Annotated in this window: 18 protein-coding genes; 9 read left to right on the plus strand and 9 right to left on the minus strand. The window is 50.4% G+C overall.

All coding sequences use genetic code 11. From position 1 onward, the window contains the following. Positions 1-73: 73 nt before the first annotated feature. Positions 74-718 (minus strand): TetR/AcrR family transcriptional regulator, encoded by a 645-nt coding sequence (locus K5621_RS00275; protein ID WP_221050144.1) that lies wholly within the window; start codon positions 716-718, stop codon positions 74-76. 119 nt (positions 719-837) lie between these two features. Between K5621_RS00275 and waaA the strand changes: the two genes are divergently transcribed. Continuing rightward, on the plus strand, positions 838-2109 hold the full coding sequence (gene waaA, locus K5621_RS00280) for a lipid IV(A) 3-deoxy-D-manno-octulosonic acid transferase (RefSeq protein WP_221050145.1): 1272 nt from the start codon (positions 838-840) through the stop codon (positions 2107-2109). On the opposite strand, the gene K5621_RS00285 is transcribed toward waaA, so the two are convergent. Further along, positions 2095-2811: a 3-deoxy-D-manno-octulosonic acid kinase gene (locus tag K5621_RS00285; protein WP_221050146.1), complete on the minus strand. Its 717-nt coding sequence runs from the start codon at positions 2809-2811 to the stop codon at positions 2095-2097. The two genes, waaA and K5621_RS00285, sit on opposite strands and share 15 nt — an antisense overlap. 85 nt (positions 2812-2896) lie before the next feature. On the opposite strand from K5621_RS00285, the gene K5621_RS00290 reads away from it, so the two are divergent. From K5621_RS00290 to K5621_RS00300, 3 genes are read left to right on the plus strand one after another with little or no spacing between them, the layout of a single operon-like run. Beyond that, the gene (locus tag K5621_RS00290) at positions 2897-3943 is read left to right on the plus strand and encodes a glycosyltransferase family 9 protein (protein WP_221050147.1); all 1047 of its coding nucleotides are present in this window, start codon (positions 2897-2899) and stop codon (positions 3941-3943) included. Positions 3944-3966: 23 nt separating this feature from the next. Beyond that, positions 3967-5037: a hypothetical protein gene (locus K5621_RS00295; RefSeq protein ID WP_221050148.1), complete on the plus strand. Its 1071-nt coding sequence runs from the start codon at positions 3967-3969 to the stop codon at positions 5035-5037. Next, positions 5034-6143 carry a glycosyltransferase gene (locus tag K5621_RS00300; protein WP_221050149.1) on the plus strand — a complete coding sequence of 370 codons (1110 nt, stop codon included), beginning with the start codon at positions 5034-5036 and terminating at the stop codon, positions 6141-6143. Before K5621_RS00295 ends, K5621_RS00300 begins: the two co-directional genes overlap by 4 nt. 99 nt (positions 6144-6242) lie before the next feature. On the opposite strand, the gene K5621_RS00305 is transcribed toward K5621_RS00300, so the two are convergent. The 6 genes from K5621_RS00305 to K5621_RS00330 form a co-directional block, all read right to left on the minus strand. Beyond that, the gene (locus tag K5621_RS00305; protein WP_221050150.1) at positions 6243-7205 is read right to left on the minus strand and encodes a WavE lipopolysaccharide synthesis family protein; all 963 of its coding nucleotides are present in this window, start codon (positions 7203-7205) and stop codon (positions 6243-6245) included. A 36-nt stretch (positions 7206-7241) separates the two neighbouring features. Beyond that, complete coding sequence (locus tag K5621_RS00310) at positions 7242-7967, minus strand: glycosyltransferase family 2 protein (RefSeq protein WP_221050151.1); 726 nt, start codon at positions 7965-7967, stop codon at positions 7242-7244. Next, positions 7964-9403, minus strand: a complete 1440-nt coding sequence (locus K5621_RS00315) for a phosphotransferase (protein WP_221050152.1) — start codon at positions 9401-9403, stop codon at positions 7964-7966. Before K5621_RS00315 ends, K5621_RS00310 begins: the two co-directional genes overlap by 4 nt. A 153-nt stretch (positions 9404-9556) precedes the next feature. After that, positions 9557-9931, minus strand: coding sequence for an HAD hydrolase family protein (locus K5621_RS00320; RefSeq protein ID WP_221050153.1), 375 nt, complete (start codon positions 9929-9931; stop codon positions 9557-9559). Positions 9932-9955: 24 nt separating this feature from the next. Then, positions 9956-11173 (minus strand): glycosyltransferase family 4 protein, encoded by a 1218-nt coding sequence (locus K5621_RS00325; RefSeq protein ID WP_221050154.1) that lies wholly within the window; start codon positions 11171-11173, stop codon positions 9956-9958. A gap of 202 nt (positions 11174-11375) precedes the next feature. Next, complete coding sequence (locus K5621_RS00330) at positions 11376-12329, minus strand: polysaccharide pyruvyl transferase family protein (protein WP_221050155.1); 954 nt, start codon at positions 12327-12329, stop codon at positions 11376-11378. 390 nt (positions 12330-12719) lie between these two features. Here K5621_RS00330 and coaD point away from each other — a divergent pair, with 390 nt between their 5' ends. From coaD to K5621_RS00355, 5 genes are all read left to right on the plus strand, one after another. Next, on the plus strand, positions 12720-13211 hold the full coding sequence (coaD, locus tag K5621_RS00335) for a pantetheine-phosphate adenylyltransferase (protein ID WP_221050156.1): 492 nt from the start codon (positions 12720-12722) through the stop codon (positions 13209-13211). Between the two features lie 5 nt (positions 13212-13216). Beyond that, positions 13217-14710: a capsule assembly Wzi family protein gene (locus tag K5621_RS00340; RefSeq protein ID WP_221050157.1), complete on the plus strand. Its 1494-nt coding sequence runs from the start codon at positions 13217-13219 to the stop codon at positions 14708-14710. A gap of 198 nt (positions 14711-14908) precedes the next feature. Further along, entirely contained in the window at positions 14909-15640 is a 732-nt protein-coding gene (locus K5621_RS00345; protein ID WP_100144564.1) for a glycosyltransferase family 2 protein, read from the plus strand. Between the two features lies 1 nt (position 15641). Beyond that, positions 15642-16316, plus strand: a complete 675-nt coding sequence (locus K5621_RS00350) for a TVP38/TMEM64 family protein (protein WP_221051097.1) — start codon at positions 15642-15644, stop codon at positions 16314-16316. Next, positions 16316-18037: an ArnT family glycosyltransferase gene (locus tag K5621_RS00355; protein ID WP_221050158.1), complete on the plus strand. Its 1722-nt coding sequence runs from the start codon at positions 16316-16318 to the stop codon at positions 18035-18037. The genes K5621_RS00350 and K5621_RS00355 overlap by 1 nt, the downstream gene beginning before the upstream one ends. An 8-nt stretch (positions 18038-18045) precedes the next feature. Here the strand turns inward: K5621_RS00355 and K5621_RS00360 are convergent, their stop codons facing one another. Further along, positions 18046-18996, minus strand: coding sequence for a glycosyltransferase family 2 protein (locus tag K5621_RS00360; RefSeq protein WP_221050159.1), 951 nt, complete (start codon positions 18994-18996; stop codon positions 18046-18048).

Here is an 18996-nt window from a genome sequence, read left to right on the forward strand (position 1 = left end):
TGTTTCAGATGAGAAAAACTAAGGAAGCTGAGAGAGAAGGGCACCTGAATGACAGATGCCCAAGGCTGCAGCGCTAGTCTTGCTGGTGAGCCAAAGTTTGGTAGTGCTGCTCCAGGCGCTCGAAGGTCGAGGTGGAACTGGGGGTGGCGTAGGCCTTGAAGATCATCAGCACCCTGAGCAGGCCTTCATAGAGTGAAGACTTGGTGATATTGGCTATGCTGGATTGGGTCAGCTGATAGCTGATCCAGAAGCTGACTATCATCTTGATGGTATCGGCCAGGCTGGAGATTTTGTCTTGCTCCAGCTGCAGAAAGCCATCCTGACACAACTGTTGCAGCACGTGGCTAGAGCGGGTCAGCACCTTTTGCTGGGCTTCCAGATAGCGCTTTTTCAAGGCATCATCGCGACTGAGGATGTCGGCCAGGTTGGCGTACATAAAGCGAAATTGCCACAGGGTATAGAACATGGCATCGAAATAGCCAATCAACAACTCGACATCGACTTGCCTGTCTTCATAGGGTTGAAAACCTTGTTCCAGATGATTTTCATACTGGGCGAAGATGCAGCGAATAATGTCTTCCTTGTTGCGGAAGTGGTAATAAAGATTGCCCGGGCTTATTCCCAGATGGGCCGCGATATGATTGGTGGTGATGGAGCGTTCGCCGTGTTCGTTGAAGAGTTCCAGACTGGCCTGGATGATTTTATCGCGGGTTTTCATCTGAGTCCTAAATAGTTGCGGCATCATCCGCAATCCGGCGAATGGCTCTTGGTTATGCTGCTTCGGGTATTATGCTAGCATTGTGACAATCCATCAGGCAAAACTCAATTATCCCGCCAATGAACCTTAGTCGTTACTCTCTCTTGCTGTATCTGTTGTCGCCACTCTTGCTGCTGTATCTGGCATTTAGGGCCTTGAAGAGCCCGGATTACCGCGGCAGGTGGGGCGAGCGATTCGGCTTGTTCAAGGCCAAACCGACAGACCTGTTGATCCATACTGTTTCCATGGGGGAAACCCTGGCAGCAGTGCCGCTGATCAAGGCATTGATGCAAGCCAACCCTGACTTATCTGTCACAGTAACGACCACCAGCCCAACAGGTTCCCGCGAGGTGAATAAGGCATTTGGTGACACAGTGCAGCATTGTTACCTGCCGTTCGATCTTCCCTGGTGTGTGCGGCGTTTTCTGAACAGGCTCAATCCTTCGAACCTGATTGTGATGGAAACTGAACTCTGGCCCAACTTACTGCATCAAGCTAAAAAACAGGGCGCCGGCATCATGCTGGCCAATGCCAGGTTGTCGGCCAAGTCAGCCGCCAAATACCAAAAGTGGGCCGGGCTTAGCCTGCCCATGTTGCAGCTACTGGATAAGGTAGCCGTGCAGACCCAAGCCGAGGCCGAACGCTTTATCGCCCTCGGGGTTGCCAGCGACAAGCTGAGTGTTTGCGGCAGCCTCAAGTTCGACCTGCAGCTGGATCAGCACAAGATAACCAAGGCCAGGGGCGAAAGGAAGTTGTGGGGACGCGCCTCGTCCCCGGTATGGGTTGCCGGCAGTGTTCATCCTGGAGAATTTGCCGCCATGCTGGAGTGCCATAAACGCCTATTGGCGCTGTGGCCCGAGGCTTTGTTGATCATGGTACCGAGACACCCGGAGCAGTTCGATAATGCCGCCACGGCAATCAAGCAGGCCGGGCTTGCCTATGTGCGGCGCAGCAGCGGCCACGGGCTAGCTGCCAAGACTCAGGTGCTGCTCGGGGATACCATGGGGGAGTTACTCGGGTTATATGCCTGCGGCGATCTGGCCTTTGTCGGCGGCACCCTGATCACCAATGGCGGGCATAATCCGCTGGAGCCGGTGGCCTTGGGCTTGCCGGTATTTGTCGGCCCTCATCATTGGGACTTTGCCGAGATAACCCGTCTGCTGCAAGATGCCGGAGCCTTGCAGCAAGTTGAGGATGCCGCCTCGCTGGCGAGTGGCATAACGGCACTGTTACAGGACAGCGGTGCGAGACGCCGCGCCGCCCAAGCCGGGTTGGAAGTGGTTAGCAGCAACAGAGGCGCATTGCAGAAGCAATTGCAGTTGGCTCAGGCCTTGTTGTCAGGTACTCGCTGAGCCGCAGTAGCCTTCCAGCAGCCACTGCCAGTTCTCTTCGGTAAATTGCAGCTCGGGCTGTTTGCGTTTTTCCTTGTTGAAGGAGCGCAGCAGCCGACTTAGATTGGCCTGTTGCCAGCCTACGGCCGGGGTTCGCAACTCACCTCGGTCAAAATCAATCAGATAAAAGCCCTGGTCGCTGCTGAGAATGTTTTTGGCGTTGAGATCGGCATGGTAGACACCGCGCTGATGAAAACGGCCAATCAAGGCGCCGAGTTGTTGCCACAGTGGGTGGGACATGGCCTGTTTTTGCAGCAGAGCCACCAGATCCTCGGCACCATGAATGCGGCGGATCAGGATGTCTGCCCGGTACCAGAGCCCGAAGCGTTCGACTTTGGCGGCAATCGGCTCTGGCACAGGTAAACCTTCTTCAAAGAGTTGCTCCAAGAGCGCCAGTTCTGCCACGGCGCGGGTCTTGGTGAGGCCGGTGAACAGGTAGGCGTCTTTGCTGAACTTTTCCATCAAGCCGCCGCGCCAATAGTGGCGCAATACCCACTGCTGTTTTTCATGCTCGACAAACCAGGTGGTGTAACGCCCCTTGGATGAGCCGACAATCGCTTGCTTTTGCCGCCAAAAAGACTCGTTAAACCAGGCTTGATCCAGGGCTTGAGGAGCTGAATGACTGAGAGCCAGGCAACCCTTGGCGGTATTTTTAATCTGCATCGGCTATTTGTTCGTTATAAGCGTGGAACCTGGGTCTATTCTACATTAAGATCTTGGGTTTGCACCCAAGAAGCCGATTCTGTCCATGAGCCTTGACCCCGCGAAAATTCAATCCCTCTGTTTGCTGCGCCTGTCGGCGATTGGCGATGTTTGTCACGCAGTAGCCATGGTGCAGGCGATTCAGCGCCAGTACCCGCAACTGGCTATCACCTGGGTGATTGGCAAGATAGAATATCAGTTGCTCAAGCACCTGCCCGGAGTTGAGTTTGTGGTGTTCGACAAAGGCCAAGGCTGGAAGAGTTATCTCAATCTGCGGCGGGCACTTAAGGGGCGTTGTTTCGATGTGCTGTTGCACATGCAGGTGGCGCTGCGGGCTACCATAGCCTCATTGATGATCCCCGCCAAGGTGCGCATAGGCTTTGACCGGGCCAGGGCCAAAGAAGGGCAGTGGCTGGTGACTAATGAACAGGTGGCCCCGCTGGCCACGCCCCATGTATTGGAAGGTTTTATGGGTTTTGCCGCCAAATTGGGAGTAACAGATTTGAGCCCCAGCTGGCATATCCCGCTGCCGGAAGAGGATAAGGCTTTTGCTCGTCAGTGGGTGGCTGATGGTGACAAGACCTTTATCATCTGCCCGGCGGCGAGTAAGGCCGAACGCAACTGGTTGCCGGAGCGGTATGCCGCCGTGGCCAACCATGCGTTTGAACGCGGGTTCAAGGTGTTGCTCTGCGGTGGCCCAAGTGCATTGGAAAAACAGCTGGCTGAGGACATCAGTGCCCAGTGTCAGCAGCAGCCAACTAATTTGATTGGCAAAACATCTCTGGTGCAGTTGCTGGCTGTGCTGGAGCGGGCCAGCCTGGTGTTGGCTCCGGATACTGGTCCGGCGCATATGGCGGTGACCCAAGCGACGCCGGTTATCGGTCTCTATGCCCATTCCAACCCCGGGCGCACCGGGCCATACACTTGGAAGGAATATGTGGTGAGTGCATATGAGCAAGCGATAGCGCAGCAGTTCCCGGGACATCAGGTTCCTTGGGGCACCCGAGCCAAAGGTGAACATCTGATGGAGTTGATCTCTGTGGAGCAGGTGTGCAGCATGTTCGATCGCGTGGTCGCCGACTTTCGTCTTTGAAGTATCATTCTATGAATAAGCCTATGACAGCCCAATCCGCAGTAAAGTTTTTGTTTGTGCCCGTGTCTTCTGCCGAAGGCATGGGTGAGTATATGCGCTCCTTGATCATCGCCGATGAAGTGAAGCGGATTTGGCCACAAGCTGATATTCGCTTTGTTCTCAGCCGGGAAGCTCCCTACGCCAACACTTGTCCCTATCCGGCAGATTTGCTGGCCCGGACGCCCACCAAGGAGGTCAAGGCAGTCAACAGCATCATGGATGAATTTGCTCCCGATGTGGTGCTGTTTGACGCCTCAGGCCGTAAGTCACAACTGAGCCATGCCCACAACTTGGGGGCCAAGGTGATCTTCTTCAGCCAGCACAAGCGCAAGCGCAGCCGGGGTATGAAAATAGGGCGCGCCAGGGTCACAGACAGCCACTTGGTCGTACAGCCTGAGTTTGTTATCGGCCCTATCAGCGCCTGGGAAAGTATCAAGCTAAAGCTCATTGGTAAGCCGGAACCTGTGTGTATCGGCCCTGTATTTACCCCGCCGGATGAAGCGCGGCAGCAGACTTTGCTGCAACAGTATGGCTTGAATGAGGGCGAATTTTTGCTGTTCAATGCCGGTTCCGGCGGCCATAAACTCAATGACAAGCTGGCAGCCGATTACTTCTTTGCCGCCGCCGAGGCTTGTTACCAAGCCTCGGGGATCCCTGTGGTGATGGTGTTTGGTCCCAATTATCCCAAGAATTTACCGCAGGCTCCCGGTGTCATAGCTATTTCCTCGTTGGCCAATGCCGACTTTATCAATCTGCTGGTGGCCTCGCGCGCGGTGGTTCTCAGTGGCGGTGATACCCTGCTGCAGGCCATAGCACTGCGTAAAAATACCCTGGCCGTTGCCGTGTCAAAAGATCAGCCGGCGCGAATTCGTGTCTGTTCAGACAAGGGGTTGGTGCTGCAGGCCGAGGCCGAACAGATGAGTTCGGCAGTACAGACGCTGTTGTCGCCGGATATGGACCAGAAGCTGCAACAAGCCATGGCCGCAGAGCCGAACATGAACGGGCTACAGCTCACTATAGATACGCTTAAGGCGTTGCTGGAGAATCAAGCATGACAGGCAGAAGAATCGCCATAGCCATAGACAGTCTCGCCGGTGGCGGCGCCGAAAAAGTAATGCTGACGCTGGCCACGAGCTTGAAGCTGATGGGACACGAGCCTCATCTGCTGGTGCTGCATAACGACTGTCACCACGAAGTGCCCGCCGCCCTGGCAGTGCATTTCTGTTTCGATGCCAAAGAGCGCAATATCGACAGTTTCTGGCGCCTGAAATCATCGGTTGCCAGAGTGCAGAGCTGGATTGCACAACTACAGCAGCAATATGGCACATTCGAGTTGTTTCTCTCCAATCTGGACAAGACCAACCTGTTGATGACTCGCGCCTGTGTGGCGCCACTCTACTGTATAGTGCACAACTCGATTGAAGAGGAGTTGCAAAGGCAGCGCAAGTTGGGGCCATTTGCCTACCTGAGTATGCTCAAGGCCAAGAAGGCGCTCAATGGTCAGAAATTGGTGACGGTTTCCAAAGGGATTGCCGGGGAGATCACGCAAGTGGGCCGGATCAAGCCCGCTTCGGTGCAGACTATTTACAATCCGTTTGAACTGGACAAGATCCAGGCCTTGTCACAACAAGTGCCAGCAGATATGCCGACAGGGGATTATATGATCCATGTCGGCCGTTTTGCCCGGCAGAAACGCCACGATGTGCTCTTTGCTGCCATGAAGCAGATGAAAAACCCTATGCCATTGGTATTGTTGTGTAACAACAAGAAGAAGGCACTCAAGGCGGCGCATAAGTTTGGAGTCAGCGACAGGGTGATCATCCCGGGATTCCAGACCAACCCCTACCCCTGGATCAAAAATGCCCGTCTGTTGGTGCTCAGTTCCGACTATGAAGGCTTGCCAACGGTATTGATAGAATCACTGGCAGTGGGAACTCCTGTGGTGAGCAGCGATTGTCGTCATGGCCCGAAAGAGATCTTAACCGGGGAGTTTAGCCGTTATCTGGTACCCCGTAGGGAACCTGCTGCGCTGGCCAAGGCCATGGATGCGGCGCTGAATGATTATCCGGACTGTGCTTCGGCCGAGATACTACAGCAAGTGGGTGCCAAGCGGGTTGCTGAGCAATATCTGGCATTACTCAACGGGCCTGACTCAGAGTAACAAAGATTAAAAAAGGGCTGATTCGGCCCTTTTTATTTAGGATTATACGAACGAAACCGGCCGGCTCTCTGGCGTGCAAGGGCTATTTGCCAGAACCCGTTAACCGAGTCTGAACTTGAGGTAGCTGAAAGGCATTTTCAGCATGCGTCGCCATCCCAGAGCACTGAACAGGGCCAGTTTGGAAGCTGGAAACTTAGGGTCACAATAGCGCTGGTAGAGCAGTTGCCAGTCGAGATGACTCATCTCGTTGGGGCGCTTGCTCTTGGGGATAAAGCGCTTTATCAGACCAAGCCCAATCTGCTCAGGCTCCAGCACTAGTAGATTTGAAGCCATAAATCTATCCCACTGCTCATCCATAGCGGCATCAAAATGGTGCCTGTGCTCCAGCTTGGGCCATGCGGGATCCAGGCGTCTCAGCCAGATATCACAATAAATCTGCTCTGCATGGGGGCAGGTCAAAGGGGCGCCATGATATTGCGCCTGGCCGCTTCTCGAAGGGTTGTACTCGAGATCGGCAAACAGTGGCAGGTCCCATATCTTCAATAGATCTTCCTTGAGCCCAAAGTGGAAAAAGTCACTCGGGTGCCTGACGACTCTCTGCCCTTCGGCATAACGCCGAAAGTAGCTGGTATTGACAACGACTCTTTCCTGGAAATAGCTGTCGGTGGCATTGCGGACGGGATACTTGCCCTGGGCTGCCACAAAACCGTTGCCGGTCAGGAAATTGTCCGAGCGCAGTTTGACGGCATAGCGGGTTTCTACCCGTTTAAGCCCTTCGGCGGAGGAGACAATTTGGCGGTTGAAGTTGAGTTTTTGCGGTTTTCCGGCGGCATCATAGGCCACTATATTGCCACCCGGGTCCTGATTGAGCAGCAGCAGATCCGGCTCCAGTCCACTGCAATCCTGCCCCTCCCAGGTGGAGAGAATAATCTTGGCTCCGGGCAGGTGCTCTCTGATGCTTTGCAAACACTTATGGGTAATGCCTGTTTCCTGGGCCCTTTCCTGGTAGCTTTGAACTGGGCCTTGCACTACCACTGTGATATCGCTGAAATTGATTGCCATAATTAAGCGTCTGAATTGTCGTCGAAAGGAGCCTGGCTAATCTGCCTGGGCCAACAGGGATAGATATTCTTCAGGAACACCACAAAAAATCACTTCATCGCGTTCAATCAGATGGTAATGGATCTGCTTACCCTGACTTATCAGGTAGTTGTATAAAGGCGCTATATACAGCTCCTGCTTTTGCCACTCGCTGGCGGGCTTGGCGGCCTCCTGGGTATAGGCTGCGCAAAAATCGGCGGCATGGCGAAAGTAGTACAGACCTGTACTGCACAGATCGGAAATCGGCCTTTTTTCTGCGGTTTCAACGACGAGCGTCGAATCTACAGCGGCAGGTTTGGCGTATGACCAGTTACTGCCTTCACCCTTGAACACTTCAATATAGCCGTCGCAATGCTCTGTGATGGCTGGAAAGCTAAAGTCCGGGCGGAAAGTATCGATATTGAAGATGGTCAGCGGAGTTTGCGGGTCGACATCCGTTAACCCCAAATAGACGGTTTCGGCCTGTCCTCGAGTCGCTTCAGTGAGCGAGACGATACGGTAATCCTTGATCCCCAGTTGCCGGCAGCGTTTTTCAACAAACTCTGGAGTGTTATAGACATCGCGCACGATAAATAGAAACGGCATGGTCGCAAAATAACGGCTGAAACTCAGCAGCGCATGGTCAAATAAAGGCTTGCCATGGGCCGGCAGCATATATTTGGGTTCCTGGTAGCCGGCTTTGAAGAAACGGGAACTGAGTCCGGCCATGGGGATGACTATCATAATTGGGCTCCTGTGCAGCTTTGCAGGCGATCATACAGGCGATAGGCATTGCCGATAAAGCCCAATTGTCTGTCGGGTCTGTCATTGTGCAGTGGCAGCATGGACAGAAATAGCTGGATCTGCATGGCGTAGAGCTGGCTTTCGCTGACACCGAATTCACTGGCCATCAGTTGGGTGAAATCGGCCATGATCTGTTCCCGTCTCTCTGTCACCGCAATATCGAAGTTGAGCGCTTGACCGTCGAGCTGTGCCCGAAAATAGCCGGCGATAATGGAGTCGTACAGTCCCATCACAGAATGGGCCAGTTTGGCTATGTCGTAGAGGCTGTTGCCATATATGGTTTGCTGCTCGTCGCCGTCTATGCCGCGAGGATCTATCACCTTGATATTACAGGTGCGAAAGTCGTAGAGAATATTACTGAAGCAAAAATCACCATGCAGCACATTGAGTTGACCACTGTCACCAGGAAGTTGCGCCTGAGTCGCTTCGGCCAGTTGATAGATGCTGGGCCTGAGTTGGCCGTTAAAAACGATGGGCTGGTGGAGAGCCAGCGGCGTTTGTTTGGCAAACTCCTTGAGGCGTGAGCGGGTCTTGGCCATAAACAAGCCATCTAGAGTCGATTTTGGTTGCGCCTTTTGACTAGCAGCATCCTTGAGAAACTGGCTGCAGGCTCTGAGTATTTTACGCCAGGCAAAGGCTGGAAGTTGGCTGAAGACATACAGTTCGTTGAGCGCTGTCAGATGCAGATATTCTATGCTGTAGCCAAAGGATTCAGTGGTTTCCTGGGTGCCAAGCAATTGCGGGATATAACTGCGCAGTGGCCCTGGAAGCTCGGTGTACCAGTTGGCTTCGGCGGCCAGTTTGTGCTTTTTGTGGCTGTATTTACTGACTACTTGCCCATGAATCGACATCTCATTGAAGGCTCTCTGGGTGGTCATTCGGCTCTTGGACTGATAGTAAGTATGACTGTGGCCGAAGTCATACCAATGCTCGAAGCGCTTGGGGGTGAGGCCTTTTTCGGCAATATAGCCGTTGAGTCCTGCGATAAAGTCCCACTTGCATTGGGTAATATGGCGGATCAGGGCTCTGGGCGCAGAGAAACTGAAAAAACCATTGGCGATCAATTCACTGGATGGTGGTTGATCACTATGGTGTTTATTGAGCATGCCGGTATCTGGATTGAATTCGGCCCAATCATAGTTGTCTTCAACTTGGCTCAGGCCGAGTAGATCCGGGGTCTGTGGCAGGGCATCGAACAAGGTATCTCCATGCAGTACATACAGGGGTTCTGCCGCGGCAAATTCCAGCAGATTAAGGGCATAGACTATCGACTCTCCCAGACTCAAGTGTGTCGGCAGATACAGAAGTTCCACCTGCTTTTTTGCCAATGCCTGGGTGTCATAGGGTCCTGGAACAAAACCCTCGGGCAGTGTCATCACCACCCTTGCACCCTCTGGAAGCAGGGCCAGTTGATGGTGAAATAACCGTTTATTACCTACCGGTAAAAAACAGGGCGGCAGTGGTCCGAATTCCGACTGAAGTTCAGATGCCACGAGTGCTGCAGAAGTTATCAGGTACATGCCTTGGCCCTATGCTTTGTCGTTTTCCAGTAACTCTTCTATCTGTTCCCGGCTTAACTCGGCAAATTCAGAAGGTCTGACAGCACGGTCATCAATATAAAATCCTTCATGGCCACACCAAGGCTTACCCACCAGAATTTCATCGTAGGGAACTTGGTGCTTATCGAGCCAAGCGGTGATCACCGGCAGGGTATGGATATTGATTTTACCGACATTCCCCTCAAAGGTGCGCATATTGCGAGCGGTTGAGATAACAATGTCAAACCCTTGCGCTTGATATTCACGCAGTTTGGTTATCACATCCAAGCGCGGCGACACCGCGCTATAGTCCTTGCTGTCACCTAGAGTCAGCGTGCCATCAAGGTCGACTATGAGTCGTTTCATCTCTGCCCCAATAGGATAAAAACCTTATTGTACTGTGCGGGGCTTGGCTGAGCCAGTTACTTGCGGACTTTGCACCTGTTGGTTGCTTTGTGATGCCATTGCCCGTATCTCGCTGGACATATCGTGTTTGAACTTGTCCAGATGATGTACCTCTTTGATGTAGGCGATAGCTTCTTTAGCCAAGGTTTGGCGTTTGGCTTCATTCTGCAGCAGTTGCTCAATTCCTTCGATGAACAGAGGTAATTGGTCAAAACCATCTCCGAGAACCTTGCCGGTATAAATGCCAAAGCGACGGGTCAATTCATCCGGGTTTTGACAACTGACCAATAGGGTTCCGTATGACAAGGCTTCGAGAAATGACACGGGTAAGGCTTCATGAATAGAGGTATTGACCAGCAACTTGGCGTCTTTCAGCAGCTGATTTTTACGCTCGCCTTCAACGTGACCGACAAAGTGCAGGTTGGGTATGTCTTGATACTTGGCCATCACGGCGTTGTTCTCATCGGCTTGTCTATGTGCCTGTCCCAACATGTAGAATTGGTACTGCGGCATGGCACGAGCAATTTCGGCAAATAACCAACCGCGTTTTACGGATTCTATCCGCCCGAGGAACAAAATATTATCTTGTTTTTTATGACAATCTGGGTCGAAATTTTCATCTATTTCAATAGGGTTGGGCAGATACTGGATCTCGGTATTGGCCGGCAGACGGTACAAGTCTTTGGCCTTTTGATCTAAACATCTGGCCTGACTGATGAAACGAACATTCCCTGTCTTGGCGTATTGATTTACAAAATCATAGACTTGTTGATCCCAATAGCAGGGTTCTGGAAACAGCTTGACGGTATTTATTTCATCCCATTCATAAGTGGGGCGTGGATCCTGAATCCAAAACAGCAACTTCTTATTTTTACCTGGGGCTTTACTGAATATACGGTATGAATGAGTCGTCATTTCAATAGACAAAAAAACATCATACTTTTTTCTTTTGAGAAATAGGTGGTTAACAATATCAAATGCTCTGGCGGCTAGTTTATAGGCTCTGATGCCATCAATAATATAACATTTGGGAAAGAGTCTGACCTTACCGCAGTCCTTTTTTAGTAGCACTTCGACTTCGATATCATTGTCAGGAAGATATTTGGCAACTAAATTTCTGGCAAGAAAACCATAACCACCAAACTTTGTTTTGGCACCACCAAAATACTCATCAACCAAGAGTGCCACTCTTAACTTACTCATCAAACTCAACCCTGTTGCTGCTTAGGGTTGGCATTTTAGATAGCCAAGGCTGGCAATTCAAAATTTATATTCAAATTAAGACACTGGTGTTTGTTATAAGATATTAAGGTAGTGCCATTGTTTTTAATGTTTCTAAATTATTTCGGTGTCTTTGTTTTTTTGGTGCTATTTGTAACTGTATGTTGCGTTCGCGATTCGAAGCTTAATTTTGTAATTGCTGCTTCCAAAGTTGGATATTTTGCCAGTTCAAATTTATTTTTACTGTTTGTGGTGAGAGAATCCACTTTTCGATTGCACTTTCGTCTTCAGGAGCGACAACTGGGATATTGAAATCTCTTTGCATTTCAATGGCGCGATTATCCACACCCAAGATCAAGCTTCTGCACTTGTGATGTAAGGCGCGAATACCGCCATGTAGACGAGTTCCGATGTAATCACAGTCTCTTGTCTGCATCTGTTTATCAAATGCCGCAACACTGGCTCCTAATATCACAACATTAGCTATATCAGACTCAAGGTTATGTAAATACTCTAAATCTCCTTTTCCTTGAGGCCAGAAATACACTTGGTCATAGTGTTTTTTTAGAAGCCTTAACAGTTTCAAGTCATTTTCGGGGTTTTTGCGCCAATCGGATAATGTGAATACCACATTCAATTGCTTTTCGGTATTTATTTCCCTGCAATGTTCTTCCGTCAATGCCCAAAGAGTAGGGCAGCCTGTATTGATAACATTGGGGATTCCAATTCTTTCTAATTGTTTTTTAGTGTATTCATCCCGTACCGAATGATAGTTATCATTATTCAAAAGCTTACGATAAATAAATTGGCTGAATTTATCCGCTTCCTTACCGTAACTATGCCAACCAACGCCAAATAACATAGTGTTTTTTAGCGTCAAGGCCTCCAATAACCCTATTTTCCATTGGCGATAGTTTAGTAAACTCGGACATAAGAGGTTCGAGCCGCCAACAATGGCCATATCGGTTTTAGCAATGGTTCTGACTGCTGTCCGATTTAGCTTTAATTGGGTTGGAAAGCTAATAAGATGTATGTTGTCCAATGTTGAACTTAGAGCTTGTTTTACCGACAAACTGATAATCTGGTCTCCCAAGTTGCTACTGCCAATACTTGGGTCAAAATGCGCTATATACTGCATAAATATACGCCTAAGTCTTCAAATTAACCGAGTATATTGACTATTTTTATGAGATGACATGGATATGGTCACAATTTGCACTTTACAGAACATCATTCACAATAATTGACTATTTGTATCATTTTTAATTGGTTATGATATTTAGAGTGAGCATCTTAATGTTGGTCATCAGTCGTTGGCTGGAGCGCCAACTAAATCACTCATCTATGACAATAAAATTTAGTTTATGCTGTTTTAAAGCCATTCGGCATCCACCACTATGATGGGACTTTCTACATAGGATGTGAAGATAGAGTGCTATGACTTAGACGCCTAATACGTATTCACAAACACTGTGTGAGCGGTTAGGATCTGGCCTCTGTATTCGAATCATATGATATCGGTATCCCTATGCACACACGTGCCATCTATCCCGGAACATTCGATCCTGTCACCAATGGGCATGCGGATCTTATTCAACGTGCCGCTGCACTGTTTTCTCACTTGGTAATAGGCGTAGCGGCCAGTCCATCGAAGCAGCCTTGTTTTACTCTGGAAGAAAGGGTCGCCATGCTCAACAAGGTGACCTCACATCTGGACAATGTCGAGGTGGTTGGCTTTACCGGGCTACTGGTGGACTTTGCTAAAGAACAGAGTGCCAATGTGTTGGTTCGGGGTCTGCGCGCGGTTTCTGATTTTGAATATGAGTTCCAACTGGCCAATATGAATCGTCGACTCCACCCTGAGCTGGAGAGTGTCTTTTTGACTCCGGCTGAAGAAAACTCATTTATTTCATCGACCCTGGTGAAAGAAGTTGCGCTACATGGCGGCGATGTCAGTCAATTTGTTCATCCGGATGTTGCCAAAGCCTTGGTTACCCGAATCAAAAAGCAAGGAAGTTAAGTTCAATGAGAAGTCTTTTGTACAAGAGCTTGGTAGTGGCTATTGGTCTAGGTATGGGTGCAGCAAGTCATGCGGCACCTTGGGTCGATAGTTCCGACATTTATTTAAGAGCCGATATACAAGCGCTGGCCGATGCCGGGGTAATCACGGTTCCGGTCAATACCTATCCCTTGATGTGGGCCGGTATCGGTGCCGATTTGGCCAAGGTTGAGCCGGCAACCCTCACTCCTGCGCTGACAGATGCTTTTTCCAGAGTGAATTTTTACTATCGTCAGGCGATAGAAAATCGTGGCAATGCTGTTATCAAGGCGACGGCTGCCTCGGATGCCGCCCGGTTTCAACATTTTGGCTCTGACTACCGTGAGAAGGGACAACTGAGTGCCTCCTACGAATATGTTGGAGAACGTTTTGCCTTCAAGGCGGCGGGAACCGGTGCCTTCGATGCCCAAGACGATGAGAGTGCTCGTTTAGATGACTCCTACATGGCGTTGGTGCTGGGCAACTGGATAATGACTGCAGGCGCGGTACAGCAGTGGTGGGGCCCGGGGTTTGATTCGGCCTTGCACAAGTCAAACAATGCCCGCCCTATGCCGTCAGTTATGCTCAGTCGTAATAATGCTGCCGGTTTTGAAACCCCTTGGCTATCCTGGATTGGCCCCTGGACCCTAACCGCAGGTGTCAGTTGGATGAATGACGACAGAGCCGTTGAAGACACACTGCTGTGGAACATGCGCGGCAGTGTCAGGCCCTTCAAACAGTTGGAAATAGGCCTTTCCTGGACCACACAATTCTGTGGAGAGGGCCAAGATTGCGGCTTTGGTTCATTCTGGGATGCTATTTCCGGTGGAACCGAGTGTGCAGATGGTGACCTGAACTGCGACCCTTCAATGAATACCAAGATAGGTAACCAGATGGCAGGTTTCGACGTTCGTTATGCCGATACCCTGTTTAATGTGCCTTTTGGTCTCTATCTGGAGCGCACCTGTGAGGACTCCAGTGGTTCGGCGCCATGGCAGATTGCCGACTGCGCTGTGCTGATGGGGGCCGATACTCGCTTCAACCTGGCACAGCAGCAATATAAGCTGTTCTTTGAGTATACGGATACTCTGGTTGCCTGTGGTGGTGATCCCAATGTGTTCAACTGTTTCTATGAGCACAGCACTTATTTGAGTGGTTCCCGTTATTACAAACGTTCCTTGGGTTCTACCTATGACAGCGATGCCAAGGTCTACGTTCTGGGCTTGGTGGGTCAATTTGCCGACAGCCATGGTATTAACGCCTACCTGCGCTATGCTCAGCTCAACAAAGACGGTAAAAACCGAAATAATGGTTGGGCCCCCAAACCCGCCAAGGAAGATTTACTGATGTTGGAACTCAGCTATCGTATGCCCTTGCTGAAGGGGATGATGACTTTTGGGGGAACCGCTTCCCGTTCAGAATTCGATACTGATAACGATACCGATGCCAGCCTATTTGGCAGTTACGAATACAGATTCTGAGAAATAACACCTCCCCAAGCCGGCTTAGCCGGCTTTTTTTATGCCTGTAATTAAAATGTTATTTGCGTTGGATTTAATGGTTGCGCAAAAGGTGGCATTGACATAATTTAGCCTTAAGAATCGACTTCTATGCTGCAGTTCAAGCTTATGGAACATAGGCTTGAACTGTTTTTAGGTCAGTATCCCGGGAGCTTATTTTTGATTTCAGTCGTAATACCCGCCAAAGACGAAGCCGGCAATATAGGCCCTCTCATTAATGAAATCTGTCAGGCCTTGGCAAGTACAACCCCTTTTGAAATTCTGGTTGTAGATGATGGCAGCAGCGATAACACTGCCGAAGAAGTGTTGCAAACAGCAAAGCAAAACGGCTGTGATGCCAGAGTTATTCGCCATAAACGCAGTACAGGCCAGAGCACGGCTATCTGCACTGGTGTGCGCGAGGCCAAGGGGGAATATATAGTGACCCTGGATGCCGATGGTCAGAATGATCCTGCCGACATTCCCGCCATGATTCGGCTGATCCCGGAAATGAACAGTGCTGATTTTTGCATTGCTGGTTATCGAAAGCACCGTAAAGATACGGCTTGGAAACGCTTTCAATCCCGTTTTGCCAACAGGGTACGCGATGCCTTATTGCACGATGGCGTCCCGGATACCGGCTGTGGTCTTAAACTGTTTCCACGAGCCAGTTTTCTGAAACTCCCCTATTTCAACCATATGCATAGGTATATTCCGGCGCTTATCCGCCGCATGGGCGGTGACGTGCGTATTTCTGTGGTTAATCACAGAGACAGACAAGCCGGTATTTCCAAATATACCGCCTGGAATCGACTCTGGGTGGGAATAGTCGATATCCTCGGGGTGATGTGGTTGATTCGCCGTGCCAAAATAGCCGAGATAGACAGCATTGAATACAGCCGCCGGGACTAAGCTGAAGCGCCTGCTAAAGACACTGTTGTTGCTCTCTGTCTTGCTTGGGCTGATGTTGGCCGTTCAGGTCGGCTGGTTTGAGCATCTCACCGACAGTAATTGGGTTGCCAACTTTATTCATCGCCAAGGGCCTGCCGGAGTGGCGTTACTGTTTGCTGTGGGCGCTCTGTTTACCGCTGTGGGCGGCCCGAGGCAGATCATCGCATTTGTTTTCGGCTTCGCGCTTGGGGGGGCTGTGGGCGCCCTGTTTTCCACCTTTGCCGCCTTGGCAGGTTGTCTCCTCAGCTTTTATTGTGCCCGTTTGACGGTGCGCGAGTTTCTAAAGAAGCGCTTTGGGTCGCGGCTGCAACGTTTTGAACAACTGATCATTCATCGCACCTGGCTTAAAGTTTTAATGATCAGGCTGTTACCTGTTGGTAGTAACCTGTTGACCAACCTTTTCGCCGGGGCAACCCGGGTGCCTGCGGGCGGTTTCTTAATCGGCAGTTTCATCGGCTACCTGCCGCAGATGCTGATCTTTGCCTATGCGGGAGCCGGCTTGGGCTTGTCTGATCAGTATCAACTCGGTATCAGCCTGGTGTTATTGCTGCTTTCCAGCGCCATAGGAACTTACCTTTACCGTAATCGCCTGAGCCGTCAGGTGGATGATTTGGTTACAGATAAACAGGGGCTTTGATGAATTGGCTGCGTAGCTACTTTGACAGTGATGATTACACAAAAGTGTTTTGGGCACTGTTCTGGCTGACCCTGTTTATTATGTTATTGGGAATAGGATTCCGCTCTCCCTGGCCTGCCGACGAGCCTAGATTTGTCGAAGTCGCCAGAGAAATGGTCAGCAGCGGTCAGTGGTTGTTTCCCAGCCGTGGTGGCGAATTCTATCCGGACAAACCGCCGGTTTTCATGTGGGCCATAGCACTTTGTTACGCCTTGATTGGAGACCTCAAGCTGGCTTTCTTACTGCCCAATGCCCTGTGTGGTTTGCTGACCGTGATGCTGGTCTACGATCTGGGCGCCAGACTTTGGAATGTTCGCACCGGGCGCAACGCCGCTCTGCTACTGATGTTGGTGCCGCAGTTTTTGATGCAGGCCAAGAATGCCCAGATAGATGCCATGGTGATGTGCTGGATAACCTTGGGGTGCTATGGCCTCTTGCGCCATTTCCTCAAGGGACCCAGTTGGGGCTGGTATTTTGCCGCTTGGGGCTTTATGGGGCTGGGAGTTATCACCAAGGGAGTTGGGTTTCTGCCCTTGCTGCTGCTGTTGCCGTTGGGGATGTACAGTTGGCAAAAGGGCTTGTGGCGAGAGAGTTGGCGCTGGCGAATAGTATTGGGGCCGATTGTTATGCTGGCCGTAATTGCGCTCTGGTTGGTTCCCATGGTGCTGACGGTTCAAGCATCGGCCAGCCCGGAACACCTGGCATATATGAACAATATTCTGTTTAAGCAGACGGGTGAGCGTTACGTCAACGCCTGGCATCATATCAAGCCTTGGTATTTCTTTGTTTTCAGTGTCATTCCCTGGCTCTGGTTCCCGCTGCCCCTATTGGCATTGGCTTACGGAAAGCGACTCTGGACAGCCATCAAGGCAGATCCAGGCATTGCCGTTTTGCTGTTATGGGTCTTGCTGGTGGTGGTGTTTTTCAGCATCAGCCCAGGTAAGCGTAATGTCTATATTTTGCCGGCACTGCCGATGGCTGCGCTGGCCATTGCCGCAGTACTGCAGGGAGCACAGTTGTGTCTGTGGTTTGAGCGCTTGGTGTCCGCCTTGTTGTGGTTGTTGGGTGTCTTGCTGCTGACTCTGGGCGTGCTGGCATTGCTGCACCATCCCAAATTGCTCGAGAGACTGGCGGACTATACCGATGATCTCACTGGTATCGGCTACCTGTTTATGGTGCTCGGTTCCTCCTGGCTAATTTTGATTTGGTGGCTAAGGAAGCAGCCTTCGCTGCTCCGCTCCGGTGTGGTGACTATTCTTGGTTGGGTCTTGGTCAGCACCTGGGGTTATCTGTTGCTCGATGAAATACGTACTCCCAAGGCCTTGATGCAGCACACTGCCGAGGTGATAGGTGAAGATGCCGAGCTTGGGCTGATCCGCTTTAAGGAGCAGTTTATTCTGTTTTCTCCCATGAGTATTACCCACTTCAGTTATCTGGCTTCCACTGCCGAGCAGGAGCGCAGGGCCTGGCAGTGGCTGCAACAAGGTAAACAACGCTATCTTCTGGTTCCCGGTGGGATAACGCTTGATTGCTTTGATATGAGCAAGGGCCAGAACGTGGGCACAGCCCACAGAGAGGAGTGGTATTTACTTGGGGCATCGGCGAGTTTACCCGAGTGTCAGGCTCCCAAGACCATGGTCAGTTACTACACCCCGCACCCGGGACAGTGGATGAGGGAGTGATGACCCTTCTATGCATTGAGCTTGGCTCGTACTCTGTCCCAAAAGCTTACTGGTTGCTCCATAATTCTGCGTAACTTCTTTATTGAGGCTACACGTAAAAAGTCTGCGTCTTGATAGCCGAATTCAGCCAGAATTTCTCTATGCGCTCGTCGTAATTCGGGAGTATTAGGATACCAAGCGAAACTATTGCCAATGAAGAGCAGAAAGTCATCCCTGCTGTTGAGGAGTGTATGTTCGGCTAATAGGGTGTAAACAGCTCTGAGATAAGACTTTATATCATCAGTTTTCACCCTTTGTTTTGATATACTTCCCGTCCTCTGGCGCCATAATAAAGAAACGTTTGATGATACTGCTAATGACTTAGCAGAAAGCTGTCCTTTAAAGAATGGCACTACATCTTCATACCAACAATGGGTTGGGAATGCTTGAATCTCCTCATCAAAAAATGCTCGGCGATAAAGACGACCTCCTGCGGATACATAAACCTTCCCTAAAATATATTTTCTAAACTCGGTATAGGTATATTTCCCTTTTATTCCATTAAAGGAGGGAGTAAAGGAGTGTAACCCATTCTCATCAAAAGCGCGGATTTGCCCTGTGGTAATATCTGCTTGAGTTGCTTCGGCAACGTTATACAAATCTTCTAACGCGTCATATGTAAGAAGATCATCACTATCGATAAAGAACAGGTACTTTCCTTTCGCGTGATTAACGCCGGTATTCCTGGCCGCTCCCAAGCCTTGATTAGCAGTATGGCGGATGGCAGACATTCTTCTGTTTTGAGTATTGTAATCAGCCAAAATCTTTGGAGTCGAGTCAGTTGAAAAATCGTCAATACAGATGATCTCAATATCTTCAAATGACTGTTTTAGAATACTCTCCAAGCATTCTTTGAGATATTCTTCTACGTTAAAACACGGAACTATTACAGAAATTAACGGTTGTTGTTGTTGGTTCAT

Source organism: Shewanella carassii, from assembly GCF_019670705.1.
Lineage (GTDB): Bacteria > Pseudomonadota > Gammaproteobacteria > Enterobacterales > Shewanellaceae > Shewanella > Shewanella carassii.

Excerpts from the sequence above, each read along its gene's own strand:
- K5621_RS00275 (WP_221050144.1), bottom strand. The coding sequence starts at position 718 with ATGAAAACCCGCGATAAAATCATCCAGGCCAGTCTGGAACTCTTCAAC.
- waaA (WP_221050145.1), top strand. The coding sequence starts at position 838 with ATGAACCTTAGTCGTTACTCTCTCTTGCTGTATCTGTTGTCGCCACTC.
- K5621_RS00285 (WP_221050146.1), bottom strand. The coding sequence starts at position 2,811 with ATGCAGATTAAAAATACCGCCAAGGGTTGCCTGGCTCTCAGTCATTCA.
- K5621_RS00290 (WP_221050147.1), top strand. The coding sequence starts at position 2,897 with ATGAGCCTTGACCCCGCGAAAATTCAATCCCTCTGTTTGCTGCGCCTG.
- K5621_RS00295 (WP_221050148.1), top strand. The coding sequence starts at position 3,967 with ATGACAGCCCAATCCGCAGTAAAGTTTTTGTTTGTGCCCGTGTCTTCT.
- K5621_RS00300 (WP_221050149.1), top strand. The coding sequence starts at position 5,034 with ATGACAGGCAGAAGAATCGCCATAGCCATAGACAGTCTCGCCGGTGGC.
- K5621_RS00305 (WP_221050150.1), bottom strand. The coding sequence starts at position 7,205 with ATGGCAATCAATTTCAGCGATATCACAGTGGTAGTGCAAGGCCCAGTT.
- K5621_RS00310 (WP_221050151.1), bottom strand. The coding sequence starts at position 7,967 with ATGATAGTCATCCCCATGGCCGGACTCAGTTCCCGTTTCTTCAAAGCC.
- K5621_RS00315 (WP_221050152.1), bottom strand. The coding sequence starts at position 9,403 with ATGACACTGCCCGAGGGTTTTGTTCCAGGACCCTATGACACCCAGGCA.
- K5621_RS00320 (WP_221050153.1), bottom strand. The coding sequence starts at position 9,931 with ATGAAACGACTCATAGTCGACCTTGATGGCACGCTGACTCTAGGTGAC.
- K5621_RS00325 (WP_221050154.1), bottom strand. The coding sequence starts at position 11,173 with ATGAGTAAGTTAAGAGTGGCACTCTTGGTTGATGAGTATTTTGGTGGT.
- K5621_RS00330 (WP_221050155.1), bottom strand. The coding sequence starts at position 12,329 with ATGCAGTATATAGCGCATTTTGACCCAAGTATTGGCAGTAGCAACTTG.
- coaD (WP_221050156.1), top strand. The coding sequence starts at position 12,720 with ATGCACACACGTGCCATCTATCCCGGAACATTCGATCCTGTCACCAAT.
- K5621_RS00340 (WP_221050157.1), top strand. The coding sequence starts at position 13,217 with ATGAGAAGTCTTTTGTACAAGAGCTTGGTAGTGGCTATTGGTCTAGGT.
- K5621_RS00355 (WP_221050158.1), top strand. The coding sequence starts at position 16,316 with ATGAATTGGCTGCGTAGCTACTTTGACAGTGATGATTACACAAAAGTG.
- K5621_RS00360 (WP_221050159.1), bottom strand. The coding sequence starts at position 18,996 with ATGAACCAACAACAACAACCGTTAATTTCTGTAATAGTTCCGTGTTTT.